The 13,533-nt window shown below is 51.7% G+C and carries 17 protein-coding genes and 1 pseudogene; 10 read left to right on the forward strand and 8 right to left on the reverse strand.

The window, feature by feature from the left end; genetic code table 11:
• Window positions 1–15: 15 nt before the first annotated feature.
• A complete protein-coding gene (locus tag ACMYUL_RS13450) occupies window positions 16–1,023 on the forward strand; it encodes a 2Fe-2S iron-sulfur cluster-binding protein (protein WP_415771122.1) in 1,008 nt (335 codons plus the stop codon).
• 6 nt (window positions 1,024–1,029) lie between these two features.
• On the opposite strand, the pseudogene ACMYUL_RS13455 reads toward ACMYUL_RS13450, so the two are convergent.
• The 4 genes and pseudogenes from ACMYUL_RS13455 to ACMYUL_RS13470 form a co-directional block, all read right to left on the reverse strand.
• Window positions 1,030–1,239: pseudogene (locus ACMYUL_RS13455) on the reverse strand (IS5/IS1182 family transposase); the annotation flags it as partial.
• An 86-nt stretch (window positions 1,240–1,325) separates the two neighbouring features.
• On the reverse strand, window positions 1,326–1,820 hold the full coding sequence (locus ACMYUL_RS13460; RefSeq protein WP_415771124.1) for a DUF302 domain-containing protein: 495 nt from the start codon (window positions 1,818–1,820) through the stop codon (window positions 1,326–1,328).
• 54 nt (window positions 1,821–1,874) lie between these two features.
• Entirely contained in the window at window positions 1,875–2,240 is a 366-nt protein-coding gene (locus tag ACMYUL_RS13465) for a rhodanese-like domain-containing protein (protein ID WP_342032387.1), read from the reverse strand.
• 126 nt (window positions 2,241–2,366) lie between these two features.
• Window positions 2,367–2,702, reverse strand: coding sequence for a carboxymuconolactone decarboxylase family protein (locus ACMYUL_RS13470; RefSeq protein ID WP_019270858.1), 336 nt, complete (start codon window positions 2,700–2,702; stop codon window positions 2,367–2,369).
• Between the two features lie 157 nt (window positions 2,703–2,859).
• On the opposite strand from ACMYUL_RS13470, the gene ACMYUL_RS13475 reads away from it, so the two are divergent.
• From ACMYUL_RS13475 to ACMYUL_RS13490, 4 genes are all read left to right on the forward strand, one after another.
• Complete coding sequence (locus tag ACMYUL_RS13475) at window positions 2,860–3,810, forward strand: AraC family transcriptional regulator (protein WP_415771127.1); 951 nt, start codon at window positions 2,860–2,862, stop codon at window positions 3,808–3,810.
• 148 nt (window positions 3,811–3,958) lie between these two features.
• Entirely contained in the window at window positions 3,959–4,804 is an 846-nt protein-coding gene (locus ACMYUL_RS13480) for a 23S rRNA (adenine(2030)-N(6))-methyltransferase RlmJ (protein WP_415771129.1), read from the forward strand.
• A 192-nt stretch (window positions 4,805–4,996) separates the two neighbouring features.
• Window positions 4,997–5,284, forward strand: a complete 288-nt coding sequence (locus ACMYUL_RS13485) for a hypothetical protein (protein WP_415771131.1) — start codon at window positions 4,997–4,999, stop codon at window positions 5,282–5,284.
• A 69-nt stretch (window positions 5,285–5,353) separates the two neighbouring features.
• Entirely contained in the window at window positions 5,354–6,328 is a 975-nt protein-coding gene (locus tag ACMYUL_RS13490; protein ID WP_342032391.1) for a class 1 fructose-bisphosphatase, read from the forward strand.
• A gap of 320 nt (window positions 6,329–6,648) precedes the next feature.
• Here ACMYUL_RS13490 and argB read toward each other — a convergent pair whose 3' ends face one another.
• Both argB and ACMYUL_RS13500 read right to left on the reverse strand, forming a co-directional pair.
• Entirely contained in the window at window positions 6,649–7,539 is an 891-nt protein-coding gene (gene argB / locus ACMYUL_RS13495) for an acetylglutamate kinase (protein ID WP_342032392.1), read from the reverse strand.
• A gap of 51 nt (window positions 7,540–7,590) precedes the next feature.
• Complete coding sequence (locus ACMYUL_RS13500) at window positions 7,591–7,755, reverse strand: pseudouridine synthase (RefSeq protein ID WP_415771134.1); 165 nt, start codon at window positions 7,753–7,755, stop codon at window positions 7,591–7,593.
• Between the two features lie 92 nt (window positions 7,756–7,847).
• Between ACMYUL_RS13500 and ACMYUL_RS13505 the strand changes: the two genes are divergently transcribed.
• The 4 genes from ACMYUL_RS13505 to ACMYUL_RS13520 all read left to right on the forward strand — a co-directional run bounded on the left by ACMYUL_RS13505 (window position 7,848) and on the right by ACMYUL_RS13520 (window position 11,363).
• Window positions 7,848–8,978 (forward strand): M14-type cytosolic carboxypeptidase, encoded by a 1,131-nt coding sequence (locus tag ACMYUL_RS13505; protein WP_415771136.1) that lies wholly within the window; start codon window positions 7,848–7,850, stop codon window positions 8,976–8,978.
• A gap of 110 nt (window positions 8,979–9,088) precedes the next feature.
• Window positions 9,089–9,943, forward strand: a complete 855-nt coding sequence (gene lgt, locus ACMYUL_RS13510) for a prolipoprotein diacylglyceryl transferase (protein ID WP_415771138.1) — start codon at window positions 9,089–9,091, stop codon at window positions 9,941–9,943.
• A gap of 308 nt (window positions 9,944–10,251) precedes the next feature.
• Window positions 10,252–10,398 carry a hypothetical protein gene (locus ACMYUL_RS13515; RefSeq protein WP_003767024.1) on the forward strand — a complete coding sequence of 49 codons (147 nt, stop codon included), beginning with the start codon at window positions 10,252–10,254 and terminating at the stop codon, window positions 10,396–10,398.
• A gap of 169 nt (window positions 10,399–10,567) precedes the next feature.
• A protein-coding gene (locus tag ACMYUL_RS13520) for an IS5 family transposase (protein WP_415771101.1) occupies window positions 10,568–11,363 on the forward strand; the annotation gives its coding sequence in 2 pieces (ribosomal slippage) (window positions 10,568–10,933 and window positions 10,935–11,363; 795 coding nt in all).
• Here the strand turns inward: ACMYUL_RS13520 and ACMYUL_RS13525 are convergent.
• Window positions 11,319–12,227: an IS3 family transposase gene (locus ACMYUL_RS13525; protein WP_415771140.1), complete on the reverse strand. Its 909-nt coding sequence runs from the start codon at window positions 12,225–12,227 to the stop codon at window positions 11,319–11,321. The two genes, ACMYUL_RS13520 and ACMYUL_RS13525, sit on opposite strands and share 45 nt — an antisense overlap.
• Window positions 12,131–12,538, reverse strand: a complete 408-nt coding sequence (locus ACMYUL_RS13530; protein WP_415771141.1) for a helix-turn-helix domain-containing protein — start codon at window positions 12,536–12,538, stop codon at window positions 12,131–12,133. Before ACMYUL_RS13530 ends, ACMYUL_RS13525 begins: the two co-directional genes overlap by 97 nt.
• A gap of 143 nt (window positions 12,539–12,681) precedes the next feature.
• Between ACMYUL_RS13530 and yaaA the strand changes: the two genes are divergently transcribed.
• Window positions 12,682–13,461 carry a peroxide stress protein YaaA gene (gene yaaA, locus ACMYUL_RS13535; protein WP_070512141.1) on the forward strand — a complete coding sequence of 260 codons (780 nt, stop codon included), beginning with the start codon at window positions 12,682–12,684 and terminating at the stop codon, window positions 13,459–13,461.
• The last annotated feature ends 72 nt before the right edge of the window (window positions 13,462–13,533 follow it).

The raw sequence follows: 13,533 nt of genomic DNA on the forward strand, positions 1-13,533 counted from the left end.
AAACCACACCAAGCTATGACCCATACCATTACCCTACCCGACCAAACCACCTTTACCGCCAACGACGGCGAAACGGTTTTAGCCGCTGCCGCCCGTCAAAACCTCAATCTGCCCCATTCCTGCAAAAGCGGTGCCTGCGGGCAATGTAAAGCCGAACTGGTCAGCGGCGATATTCAAATGGGCGAACACTCGGAACAGGCTTTGTCCGAAGCAGAAAAAGCGCAAGGCAAGATTTTGATGTGCTGCACCACCGCGCAAAGCGACATCAGCATCAACATCCCCGGTTACAACGCAAACGCCCTCCCCGTCCGCACCCTGCCCGCCCGTATTGAAAGCATGGTTTTCAAACACGATGTCGCCCTCCTGAAACTTGCCCTGCCCAAAGCCCCGCCGTTTGCTTTCTACGCCGGGCAATACATTGATTTACTACTGCCGGGCAACGTCAGCCGCAGCTACTCCATCGCCAATTCGCCCGACCAAGAAGGCATTTTGGAACTGCACATCCGCAGGCGCGAAAATGGCGTCTGCTCGGAAATGATTTTCGGCAGCGAACCCAAAGTCAAAGAAAAAGGCATCGTCCGAGTTAAAGGTCCGCTCGGTTCGTTTACCCTACAAGAAGACAGCGACAAACCCATCATTCTCTTGGCAACCGGTACAGGCTATGCCCCCATCCGCAGCATCCTGCTCGACCTTATTCGCCAAGACAGCAGCCGTGCCGTCCATTTTTACTGGGGCGCGCGTCACCAAGATGATTTGTACGTACTCGAAGAAGCGCAAGAGCTGACAGGTCGTCTGAAAAACGCCCGCTTCACTCCCGTCCTTTCAAAAGCCGATGAGGGCTGGCAAGGCGAAAAAGGATACGTCCAAACCACCACGGCGAAGGATTATCCCGATTTGAGCGGCTACGAAGTTTATGCCTGCGGCTCCGTCGCCATGATTGAAAGCGCGAAATCCGTGTTGACCGCGCAATGCAGCCTGCCTGAAACAGCCTTCTATTCGGACGCATTCTCGCCGGCGCAATAAATATATCCGCGCAAATCTAATCCTGCCGAAACTGCAAAAGGCTTGGAAACAGAGTTGTCTTAAAAAATATAGTGGATTAAATTTAAACCAGTACGGCGTTGCCTCGCCTTGCCGTACTATTTGTACTGTCTGCGGCTTCGTCGCCTTGTCCTGATTTAAATTTAATCCACTATAATGTGCCGATGTCGTCGAACAAGTTTTCAGACGACCTCGGCACATGATTTCGTAAAAAGTCGTCTGAAAACGAATTTAGCAGGGTTTGTTCAGGTTTTCAGACGACCTTTCGATTATTTGGTTTATCCCTATTCCGTTACCGTTTTACGGATCAGTTTTTCCGCGTTGGCGAGCGTGTTTTCGACTTCGGCAAACTCGATTTTGCTGCCCGACACCAGCGCGCGTGTGTCGTTGAACACGACTTGGACTGTGCCGTCGGTTTCGGTAACGAGGACGCGCAATGGCAGTTGCAGGGCGAAGGCGGGGTCTTTTTGCATCAGCGGCGTGCCGGCTTTGGGCGTGCCGAAGACGATGACTTTCGCTGGCTGCATGTCCAAACCGCTTTGGCGTGCGGCAGCTTGGTGGTCGATGACGGCGAACACGGTCATGCCTTTTTCTTTGACGGCGGTTTCCAAACGACGGACGGTATCGTCAAAACTGTATTTGCTGACGGCGGTATGGGTTTGATTCATGGTGGAACTTTGTCGGGAATCGGGTTGTCGGGCGGCATCGCCGCCGTGTGAAGCGCAGGCGGTCAGGGCGGCGAGGATGGCGGCTGCGGCGAAGGTGCGTATCGGTTTCATGTTTTTCCTTAGATAAAAGGTCGTCTGAAATGTTTCAGACGACCTTGTTGCTGGTTATTTCAAACCTTTTTTTACCAAGTCTTCGTAACCGCCGTGGTTGGTTACGTTGGTGTAGCCTGCTTTTTTCAACTCGGTAAGCGCGGCTTCGGCACGGCGGCCGCTGCGGCAGTAGAGGTTGACGGGTGCGTTTTTGTCGGGGCTGACGCTTTTGATGCGTTCGACGATTTGGTCGTGCGGGATGTTGACCGCGCCTTGCAAGTGGCCGGATTTGAATTCTTCTTCGGAACGTACGTCAATCCATACGCCTTTTGCTTTGGCAGGTTGCGTGCTGGCGGCTTTGGCAGCGGGCGCGGCATAGGATACGGCGGCAGGTAGGACGAGTGCGGCGGCAGTCAGCGCGGCAGTCAGCAATTTTTTCATGGTTGTTTCTCCAAACGGTTGAACAAAGATGTCAATCTAAACGGTTCGGCGGCAAAAAGCAATGCTCCGTCAGCAGAAGGGTCGTCTGAAACGGGAGTTGTTTTCAGACGACCCTTTGAGACAAAATCAACGCTGTGCGTCAACCGCTTCCAAAGCACGCAGGGCGTAAGTGTAGGCTGCGCCTGCGTTCAAGGAAATAGCGGTCGCCAGCGCGCCGGCGATTTCGCTTTCAGTCGCGCCCGCTTTGGCGGCTGCGGCGGCATGTACGCTGATGCAGCTTTCGCAACGGGTGGTGATGGCGACGGCGATAGCAATCAGTTCGCGGGTTTTTGCATCCAATGCTTCGGCTGCGGCGGCTTGTTCCAGCGCGCCGTAGGCTTGCAGCATTTTCGGGTGGTTTTTACCCAGCTCGCCGAATGATTTTTTAACGTGTGCGGTGTGTTCGGGCCAATTTAGAAACATTTTGATTTCCTTTCCAATGTGTTTGATATGAAGGATGCTGCTCTTTCATGGCAGATTTCAATTTAATCCGCCATCTTTACATCCGATGAATGGCATTATTGCAATAATTTGACTATTATAATCGTCAAATCATCTCATTCACTTGCAAAAAACACTTATGGACACTTTGGACAAACTCATCGAACTGGCGCAAATCACCGGCAGCGTGGACATACAATGCCTGTTCCGCGACAAATGGTACGCACCGCACGGACGCAGGCGCGCGCACGGCATCGCGCATCTCGTCGTCGCCGGAGAAAGCTACATCAAAATCGAAGGCGAACCCGAGGCACGTCTCTTGCAAACCGGCGACCTTATCTTTTTCCCGCGCAGCGCGGAACACATCATCAGCAGCGAAGCGGACTGCAACAACTGCGGCGATACCATTCATATCAGCAACGATGGCGCGTTTACCATCGAATCTTCAGGCAGCGGCGGCGAAAAAAGCCTCGATTTGTTCTGCGCCCGCTTCGAATACGACGAACACGCCGACATCATGCACGACCTGCCCGAAACCGTCCTCATCAAGATGGACCATCCCTCGCTGCAATGCCTTGTTTCCATGTTGCAATACGAAAGCGCGCACACGCTTTCCGGCTCGCGCGCCATCGTCAACGCCCTTTCCTCCGTCCTCCTCGTCCTCATTGTCCGCGCCCATCTTGAACAAGGCGGAGAAGCACCATTAGGCGGCATACTCAACGGCCTGCGCGACAAACGCCTGCGCCAACTTATCCAAACCGTCGTCAGCTGCCCCGAAGACGAATGGAACATCGAAAAAATGACCACGCTTGCCAACCTCTCCCGCGCCCAACTGATGCGCCTGTTCAAACAGCAAACCGGCATCAGCCCCCACGCCTTCGTCAACCTCATCCGCCTACGCCAAGCAGCCGTATTACTGCGGCAAACCGCCGATTCTGTCTTATCCGTCGCCTTGAACGTCGGTTTCCAATCCGAAACCCACTTCGGCAAAGCGTTTAAAAAACAATACGGGATTTCGCCAGGGCAATATAGGAAAAACGAAAACGAAACGGCAGATGAAGATACCAGCCGGCCGCTTGAAGGCATTTGAACCCGAAAGGTTGTCTGAAAACGGCAAAGTCAAAAGCATCATAAACTTTTGATTTATCGTTTAGCCATTGTGATGCCCGAGAAAGCCTGTTTGGATACACCGTTTATTTGCCTATATAATCCATTTTTCCCTTTTCAGACGACCTCTTATGCTCAGCTACCGCCACGCCTTCCATGCCGGCAACCATGCCGATATGCTCAAGCATTTCATCCTTTTCCTGACGCTTGATTACTTCAATCAGAAAGACAAGCCCTATTGGTATATCGATACCCACAGCGGCGCAGGCTTATATGATTTGAGTGGCAGCGAAGCGCAAAAAGTCGGCGAATACAAACAAGGCATCCGGTTGCTCCAAGAGGCGGAAAATCTGCCACCCGAGCTGTCCGCCTTTATCGCCCGTCTAAAATCCATACTCCCGCAAGAACAGCTCTATTGCGGTTCGCCGTGGCTTGCCCAAGCCCTGACGCGCGACAGCGACAAACTGCGTTTGTTTGAGCTGCATCCTGCCGATTTCCAACATTTAAAAAACAATATGGAAGAAGCCCGTTTGGGCAAACGCGGGCAGATTGTGCAGACAGACGGGTTTCGCGGTTTGATTTCGCTGCTGCCTCCGCCGCCGCGCCGTGCTGTTGTCCTGATTGACCCTCCGTATGAAGAAAAACAAGACTACCAACGCGTTGTCCAAACTTTAAAAGACGCGCTCAAACGCTTTGAGCAGGGTTGTTATATGGTTTGGTATCCTTGCTTGAGCCGCGAAGAAAGCCGCAAGCTGCCCGAACAACTGCAAAAGCTGAAACCCGACAGCTACCTGCACGCCGAGTTGCACGTCCACACCCCGCGTCCGGACGGATTCGGGATGAACGGCAGCGGCATGTTTATCATCAACCCACCCTACCTGCTGCCGGAACTGCTGAAAAACAACCTTCCCGCGTTGACCGAGATATTGGCACAAGACAACGGCGCGCGATTCGTCTTAAACAGCTGCATAAAATAATCAGCCTTCCCCAGCCCGCCAAACGAAGACACCGGCGGGAAATCCTGTGGCAGAGGCATCCGATTTAAACTACAATTCACTACATTGTTTTTACGTTTTCAAATTATGACTATCAGACATCCCGCTTCATTGCTTTTGGCTCCCCTTTGCGCGCTTCTTCTATGCTCGTGCGAACGCTCAGTCCAAGATACGGTGCAAGAAACCTTCGGAGAAGAGCTTCGCGGCCACTTCATCAGCAGCGCGACAGCCATCTGCGTGGAAAAAGCGCCGAAAAGCAGCGCGATACCGTCTGATACCGTACAGCAAATCTGTTCGTGCGCTTCGGAAAAAACCGCAGACCAGATATCCATCGACGATATGTCGAAACTGATCGGCGGCGAAGTCGGCGGCGAGCTGAAAACCAAAATCAAACAAAGCGCGGTCGAATGCGCCAAAGAAATGATAGGCGGCACCGCCTCCGCCCCTTCAAGCAAAAAATAAATACCGACCTCGTCTAAAAACCATTTTCAGACGACCTTTTCTTTTTTATAGCCAGAAACCGAGTCCAATATGAAAACATTAGCGCAATTCCTACCGCAGCATTTACAGCAAAACAACATTCCTGCCGAATTGGGCAGCGTCCTCGAGTCCATCGTCGCCGCCTGCTCCGACATCAGCGGCAAAGTCCGCTTGGGCGCACTCGCCGGCGTGTTGGGCATGGCGGGTACGGGCAATGTTCAGGGCGAAGATCAGAAAAAGCTGGATGTGATTGCCAACGATATCCTGATTGACGTCTTGAAAAACAATGCCCATGTTGCCGGTTTGGCAAGCGAGGAAGAGGATACTTTTGTTGCAGCCAACGAAAACGGCGGCTATCTCGTCTTGTTCGACCCTCTGGACGGCTCGTCTAATATCGACGTCAATATTTCCGTCGGCACGATTTTTTCCGTACTCACCAAACCCGAAGGTCGTCTGAATACCGAATCCTTCCTGCAAAAAGGTCGTGACCAAGTGGCGGCAGGTTATGTTTTGTACGGTCCACAAACACAATTGGTGTTCACTTTGAAACACGGCGTTTTCGTGTTCACGCTCAACGAAAACAACGAATTCGTCCTGACCAAAGAAAATCCAGAAGTTCCGGCATCGACCAAAGAATTTGCCATCAATATGTCCAACTCTCGCCACTGGCAAGCCCCCATGCAGCAATATATTAACGAACTGCTGGCAGGCGATACGGGCGTTCGCGGTAAAAATTACAATATGCGCTGGGTAGCGAGCATGGTCGCTGAAATCCACCGTATCCTGATGCGCGGCGGCGTATTTATGTATCCTCAAGACAAACGCGATCCATCCAAACCCGGCAAGCTGCGCCTGATGTACGAAGCCAACCCGATGAGCCTGATTTTGGAACAGGCAGGCGCAGCGGCAAGCAATGCTTTGGAAAACATGCTCGACATCGTCCCCACGGGTCTGCACCAACGCGTAGCCGTCGTCATGGGCAGCCGCGAGGAAGTCGAATATGTCGGCAAGCTGCATCAAAACTAAGATGTTGAGTTTGTAGGATATCCTGCCATAAAAAGGTCGTCTGAAAATCCGTTTCAGCATTCGTAATGAACGTTGAAACAGGTTTTCAGACGACCTTTTGTGTATTTAGTATTCGGGCATTTATAGTGGATTAAATTTAAATCAGGACAAGGCGACGAAGCCGCAGACAGTACAGATAGTACGGAACCGATTCACTTGGTGCTTCAGCACCTTAGAGAATCGTTCTCTTTGAGCTAAGGCGAGGCAACACAGTACTGGTTTAAAGTTAATCCACTATACAAGGACTGCTGTTCGGCAAGCCTTGACTCATCTGCGGGCCGTTATGACCTTTCGCCCAAAATCATCGAGCCTATGCCTGCATCGGTGAAAATTTCCAACAAAAGCGCGTTGGGCAGGCGTCCGTCGATGATGTGTGTCGCTTTGACGCCGTTGCTTGCCGCTTCGACGGCGGAGCTGATTTTGGGCAACATACCGCCGTAGAGTGTGCCGTCTGCGATTAATTCGCCGATACGGCTTGGCGTGAGGTTGGTCAGCAGGTTGCCTTCTTTGTCCATCACGCCGGAGATGTTGGTCATCAACAGCAGTTTTTCCGCGTTTAACTCTTCCGCCAGTTTGCCTGCGACCAAGTCGGCGTTGATGTTGAAGGCTTCGCCTTTCTCGCCGACGCCGATGGGTGCGACGACGGGAATGCAGCCGCGTTCGATCAAGCCTTCAATCAAGCGTACGTCTATGCTTTCGACCGTGCCGACTTGTCCGATGTCCACACCTGCCTGCTCGGGCGTATCAACCAGCAGTTTTTTCGCTTTGATGAAATGGTTGTCGCGTCCGGTGACTCCGACCGCGCGTCCGCCCTGTAAATTGATCAGCGAGACGATTTCTTTGTTGACATGACCGCCCAACACCATTTCTACGATGTCCATTGTTTCGCCGTCGGTCACGCGCATGCCTTGCACGAATTCGCCTTTTTTACCAATTTTTTCCAACATTTCATTGATTTGCGGTCCGCCGCCGTGGACGATGACAGGATGGATACCCACCAGTTTGAGCAAAACGACATCGCGGGCAAAGCCTTCTTTCAAAGCAGGCTCGGTCATGGCGTTGCCGCCGTATTTGATGACGATAACGGAGCCGGAAAAACGGCGGATATACGGCAGGGCTTCGGCTAAAATGCGCGCTTTGTCGGCTGCGGAAATGGGGTGGGATTCGCTCATAATCGTGTCTCATTATTAACAATTTAATCATTATAGCGGATTACCTTTGAATCAGTAAAAATCAGCTTCGCAACTGTTTGCAGCTTTGCCGTCTTGTCCTGATTTAAAGTGAATCTGCCCTATCTTAACGTCAAAGGTCGTCTGAAACAACATTCCCCGCCCCTTATCGGTTGAGGACGCGCCCGTCGGAATGGTAGAATCAACGGATTCGGGCATATCGGTTTGCCGTCGCCGACGGATACGGTATCGCCCACACATTTTTTCAAACAACGGTTATCCGGTTTGTCCGATATACCGAGGACTTTCCCATGATTAAAATCAGCACTCAATTTGACGCCGGCTCCGTCGTCGTCAAAGACCTGACCGACCCTGCCAATATCCGCCTCGCCCTGCGTCCGGACAACGCTTCCGATTTCGCCCAATGGTTTTACTTCCGCCTGCAAGGTGCGGCGTATCAGAATTGCGTGATGCACTTTGAAAATGCGGCGGATTCGGCTTATCCGCAAGGCTGGGAAGATTATCAGGCGTGCGCCTCTTACGACCGCCAAAATTGGTTCCGCGTCCCGACCGAATACGAAAACGGCGTGCTGACCATCAACCATACGCCTTTGTCTAACAGCGTTTACTACGCCTATTTCGAACCCTACTCCCACGAGCAGCATTTAAACCTCTTGGGCGACGCGCAAGGCAGCGGGCTTTGCCGCATCGACGACTTGGGCAGCACCGTGCAAGGCCGTGACATCAACCTGCTGACCGTCGGCAACCAAGTCGAAAGCGACATGAAAATCTGGATTATCGCCCGCCAACACCCGGGCGAAACGATGGCGGAATGGTTTATCGAAGGGCTGCTCGGCCGCCTGCTCGACCCGCAAGACCCGACCGCACGCATCCTGCTCGACCGCGCCACGTTCTACATCGTGCCGAACATGAACCCCGACGGCTCGGTATTGGGCAATCTGCGCACCAATGCCACAGGCGCAAACCTCAACCGCGAATGGGAAAACCCGACTTTGGAAAAAAGCCCGGAAGTCTTCCTCGTGCGCGAAAAAATGCTGGAAACCGGCGTGGATTTGTTCTTAGACATTCACGGCGACGAAGCATTGCCGTTTGTCTTTGTCGCCGGTACGGAAGGCGTGCCGAACTACAATCCGTGCATCGCCGCGTTGGAAACGCAGTTCAAAGCCGCCCTGCTTTCCGCCAGTCCCGACTTCCAAGACGAATACGGCTATGAAAAAGACGCACCCGGTCAGGCAAACATGACGCTCGCGACCAACTGGGTGGGCAACCGTTTTGACTGCCTCGCCTATACGCTCGAAATGCCGTTTAAAGACAACGCCAACCTGCCCGACGACGACTTCGGCTGGAACGGTCAACGCTCCCTGCGCTTGGGCGAAGCCATGTTGTCGGCTGTCTTGAACATTGTCGATGATTTGCGATAATTCTTTTCCCCCATCACACAAAAGATCGTCTGAAATCCCAATCGGGATTTTCAGACGACCTTTGTCGGGCTAAAAACACATAAACCGCCCTTCTCATAAGGAACACCATCATGATGATACATCCGCAGTTTAATCCTGTTGCAATCAGTATCGGACCAGTCGCCATCCGCTGGTATGCCCTCAGCTATATCGTCGGCTTTATTCTTTTCCTATGGCTGGGACGCCGCCGCATCAAGCAAGGCAACACCGCCTTTACCAAAGAAATGCTCGACGACTTCCTGACTTGGGGTGTTGTGGGCGTCATTCTCGGCGGACGACTCGGTTATATTCTGTTTTACAAACTCTCATACTACCTCGAACATCCGCTCGAAATGCTTAAAGTTTGGGAAGGCGGTATGTCGTTCCACGGCGGCTTCTTAGGCGTCGTCATCGCCATGTGGCTCTTCAGCCGCAAACACAAAATCAGTACCTTGAAAACCATGGATTTTGTCGCGCCGCTTGTTCCGCTGGGCTTGGCTTCCGGCCGTATCGGCAACTTCATCAACGGCGAACTCTGGGGCCGGATTACCGACATCAACGCCTTTTGGGCAATGGGTTTCCCGCAAGCGCGCGCAGAAGACCTCAACGCCGCCGTGCGCAATCCTCTTTGGGCAGAATGGATGCAGCAATACCACGTACTGCCACGCCACCCTTCGCAACTCTACCAATTCGCGCTGGAAGGCATCTGCCTTTTCATCGTCGTATGGATTTTTTCCAAAAAACCGCGTCCGACCGGACAAGTCGCCTCCCTCTTCCTCGGCGGCTACGGCTTCTTCCGCTTCATTGCCGAATACGCCCGCCAGCCCGACGACTATCTCGGTCTGCTCACCTTGGGCTTGTCGATGGGACAATGGTTGAGCGTTCCGATGATTGTTTTGGGCGCGATCGGTTTCGTCTGGTTCGGTAAGAAAAACCGCCTGAACTGATGCCCAAAGGCCGTCTGAAAACCAAAGCGGGACGCGATATAGTGGATTAACTTTAAACCAGTACGGCGTTGCCTCGCCTTGCCGTACTATTTGTACTGTCTGCGGCTTCGTCGCCTTGTCCTGATTTAAAGTTAATCCACTATAACAAGCGTCCCGTCATCATATCAGCCGCACATCAACCATCCTAAACCGGCACGATTTGCGATTCATCAAACCGAATCGCAAAAAATCTTAAATCCGACTTGGTTTATCCGCCGCCCGATGGTATCTTGGCACACCTTTCCACCCTTTTTTAAAGAGAGCCTAAAATGTCAGAAGAAAACAAAATCAAAGTCAACGACCTGCCCGAAGACAAAAAAGAACAATCTGAAGAAGTCGAGCTGCCCGTAGTCAACAACGAAGAAAAACGCGGCGGCCACAGCGAAGGCGGCTGCTGCGGCGCATGCGGCGGTTGATTCCGTTTTGAAAAACAAAGGTCGTCTGAAAACTGAACTGGCCCCAAAATCTTGGACACTCATAAAAGCCTATTCAGGCACTCTGTGTAAGCTGGGTTCTGTATGCGACAGGACTCAGCTTTTTCAATAGACCTTTTGCGAAAGTATCCTGAAGATTTACAATTCCCAAATGAAATACGAAAACCTCATCCAAAGAAGCGACAGGGAATTCAAACGGCTCACAGGTGTAACGCCCGTCCTTTTTCACGAAATGCTGAAAGTCACCACAGAAGCAGAAAGCCGGAAGGTCAAGTCAGGCAGGCCGCATACGCTCAGCTTGGCAGACCAACTGCTGCTTACCCTGAGCTATCTGCGTCATTACCATACCCAACTCGAATTGGCCGCCATCTACGGCCTTTCTGAAAGTAATGTCTGCCGCACCATCCGTAAAACCGAGGACGCCCTCATCCGTTGCAAACGCTTTTCCCTGCCAAAACACAAGAATCTGGGCGATCAAACGGTCATCATTGACGTTACCGAAAGCCCGATTGAACGTCCCAAAAAAACAGCGGCAGTATTACAGCGGCAAGAAAAAGCGGCACACGGTTAAAATCCAGGTCATATACGGCAGAGAAACTGAAAAAATCATCAGCATCCGGACGGGGATGGGTGCTCAGCATGACATGCGTTTAGCCAAGAGGCACCTTGCAGAGCTTTATCCCTACAAAATAGTCATTGCGGATAAGGGTTATCAAGGATTGGCTAAAACCGGATTACAGACCCCGAAAAAGAAATCCAAACATCATCCGCTGAACAAACAGGATAAAGAGGCGAACAGGCGGTTAGGCAAACTCAGAACCGTCATCGAGCACATCAACAGGAAACTGAAGATATTCAAAATCTTGTCGCTGCCTTACCGCAACAGGCGGAAACGGTTCGGGTTAAGGGTAAATCTGATTGCAGGACTGGTTAATGCGATGGGATGAATATTTTCGCAAGAGGTCTAATTTCAAACTGCAACGCTCCCGGTTGTAGTAATCCATATAGTCATCTATCTGTTTCATCAATTCGTCCACCGTCAATTCACCTGCGTTATAGAAACACTCTGTCTTCAACACCGCAAAGAAGCTTTCCATCGGTGCATTGTCCCAACAATTCGCCTTTCGCGACATGCTTTGAACCATGGAATGTTGGGCAAGCAATTCCCTATATCCCGACGTACGGTACAGCACACCTTGGTCCGAATGAAGCATCGTTCCTTCGCCGGTCAGACGGGGGGCGGCTTTTTCGAGCATTTCCTTCACCATTTCGCTGTTAGCATTGCGGCTCATGGCGTAGGCGATGATTTCGCGGTTGAACAAGTCCAATATTGGCGAGAGGTACAGTTTGCCGTCCTTTCCTTTGAGTTCGGTCACGTCGGTCAGCCATTTCTCGTTGGGCTTTCGGGCTGTGAACCGGCGTTTGAGGAGGTGTTCCGATATCTCGCCCATGGCGGGATGGCGGTAGGCTTTTTTCGCCCGTATGAGGGCTTTCAGTCCTAGCTGCCTCATCAGCCGCGCTGCTTTTTTGCGGTTCCAACCCAATGCTGCGGCAATGCGCCTTTGTCCGTAGCGTCCTTTATGCTGTTCGTAGATTTCGGCGATAAGGGCTTTGTCGGCTGCGTCGGGGTCGGGCCGGTCTTGACGGTGGTAGTAAAAGCTGCTTTTGGGCAGGTTTGCGATGTGCAGCAGGTATTTGAGCGGGTGTTGCGCCCTCAGTGTTTGGACGGTTTGGCTTTGTCCTTTTCGGTCTGTTTTTGGCTGAGGGCTTTTAACTCCTTTAGGTAGGCGGCCTCTGCGCGCATATAGCACAACTCTTCGATAAGCTCTGCCTGTGTTTTTTCTTGGTCGGGTTTATCTGCGATGAAGGGGTTTTTGCGGTGTTGGGGCATGGTTTTGGATTGGGGATGTTCGAGTGCGCCGATACCGCCTTCTTGATAGGCGCGTATCCATCGTCTCAGGTGGGTTCGTGAGATGCCGTAGTGGTCTGCAGTACGCTGTTGGCTGCGTATATGCAGGTAGTGGAGTACGGCTTGGTATTTGAAGTGTAATGTATATTTGCTGATAAAAAAACTGCACCTTAGTGGTTGGAGGTGATGTCCAACTTTTGGGGTGCAGTTCAAACCTCAAATCCGAGTTTTCAGACGACCTTTTTAATTCCATTCAAACAGCCTTTGCTATAACGGTATTTACTTCACTTATCAAACTTGCCCATAAAACATTTTAAACCTACAATGCCGCTGTTTATCACATCTCCGAGTCCATCATGTTCTTCGTCCTTTCCCCCGCCAAAAACCTCAATGAAAAAGACCCTGCGCACGTCAAAGAATTCACCCAACCGGACCTCTTGGCAGAAGCCGAAATCCTGATGCGCCAACTGCGTGAACTCGCCCCGCAGCAAATCGCCGAGCTGATGCACGTTTCCGACAAAATCGCCCTCTTAAACGCCGAGCGCAACGCCGAATGGCATACACCGTTTACACCAGACAACGCTAAACAGGCAGTCTTTATGTTCAACGGAGACGTTTACGAAGGCATCGCCGCAGACACCCTCAAGCCAGAACAAATCCAATATCTGCAACAACACCTCCGCCTGCTTTCCGGCCTCTACGGCGTTCTTCGCCCGCTGGATTTGATGCAGCCCTACCGTTTGGAAATGGGAACGGCGTTTGCCAACACACGCGGTAAGAACCTGTATGAATTTTGGGGCGACATCATCACCGACCTGTTAAACGACACCCTTGCCCAAGCCGGCAGCGACATATTGATTAACCTCGCTTCGCAAGAATATTTCAAATCCGTCAACACCCAAAAACTCAAAGCCCGCCTGATTACCCCCGTTTTCAAAGACGAAAAAAACGGCAAATACAAAATCATCAGCTTCTACGCCAAACGCGCGCGCGGACTGATGGTACGCTACGCGGCGGAACACAATATCACTGCCCCAGAAATGCTGAAAAATTTCGATTACGAAGGTTACGCATTTAACGCAGCAGCGTCGAATGAGTCCGAATGGGTGTTCATGCGTAAAGAACAAACCAAGTAAAAACAAAAAACTAAATATTCGCCTGCAAATTTCGCTTGGCAAACCCGGCAAATTTCATTATTATTTCAGCTT

This window comes from Neisseria sp. CP9 (genome assembly GCF_047758525.1).
In the GTDB taxonomy this organism is placed as follows: domain Bacteria; phylum Pseudomonadota; class Gammaproteobacteria; order Burkholderiales; family Neisseriaceae; genus Neisseria.

Bases quoted from the DNA above. Each gene is read 5' to 3' on its own strand.
- ACMYUL_RS13450 (WP_415771122.1), top strand. From the start codon at position 16: ATGACCCATACCATTACCCTACCCGACCAAACCACCTTTACCGCCAAC.
- ACMYUL_RS13460 (WP_415771124.1), bottom strand. From the start codon at position 1,820: ATGAAACCGATACGCACCTTCGCCGCAGCCGCCATCCTCGCCGCCCTG.
- ACMYUL_RS13465 (WP_342032387.1), bottom strand. From the start codon at position 2,240: ATGAAAAAATTGCTGACTGCCGCGCTGACTGCCGCCGCACTCGTCCTA.
- ACMYUL_RS13470 (WP_019270858.1), bottom strand. From the start codon at position 2,702: ATGTTTCTAAATTGGCCCGAACACACCGCACACGTTAAAAAATCATTC.
- ACMYUL_RS13475 (WP_415771127.1), top strand. From the start codon at position 2,860: ATGGACACTTTGGACAAACTCATCGAACTGGCGCAAATCACCGGCAGC.
- ACMYUL_RS13480 (WP_415771129.1), top strand. From the start codon at position 3,959: ATGCTCAGCTACCGCCACGCCTTCCATGCCGGCAACCATGCCGATATG.
- ACMYUL_RS13490 (WP_342032391.1), top strand. From the start codon at position 5,354: ATGAAAACATTAGCGCAATTCCTACCGCAGCATTTACAGCAAAACAAC.
- argB (WP_342032392.1), bottom strand. From the start codon at position 7,539: ATGAGCGAATCCCACCCCATTTCCGCAGCCGACAAAGCGCGCATTTTA.
- ACMYUL_RS13500 (WP_415771134.1), bottom strand. From the start codon at position 7,755: ATGCCCGAATCCGTTGATTCTACCATTCCGACGGGCGCGTCCTCAACC.
- ACMYUL_RS13505 (WP_415771136.1), top strand. From the start codon at position 7,848: ATGATTAAAATCAGCACTCAATTTGACGCCGGCTCCGTCGTCGTCAAA.
- lgt (WP_415771138.1), top strand. From the start codon at position 9,089: ATGATGATACATCCGCAGTTTAATCCTGTTGCAATCAGTATCGGACCA.
- ACMYUL_RS13515 (WP_003767024.1), top strand. From the start codon at position 10,252: ATGTCAGAAGAAAACAAAATCAAAGTCAACGACCTGCCCGAAGACAAA.
- yaaA (WP_070512141.1), top strand. From the start codon at position 12,682: ATGTTCTTCGTCCTTTCCCCCGCCAAAAACCTCAATGAAAAAGACCCT.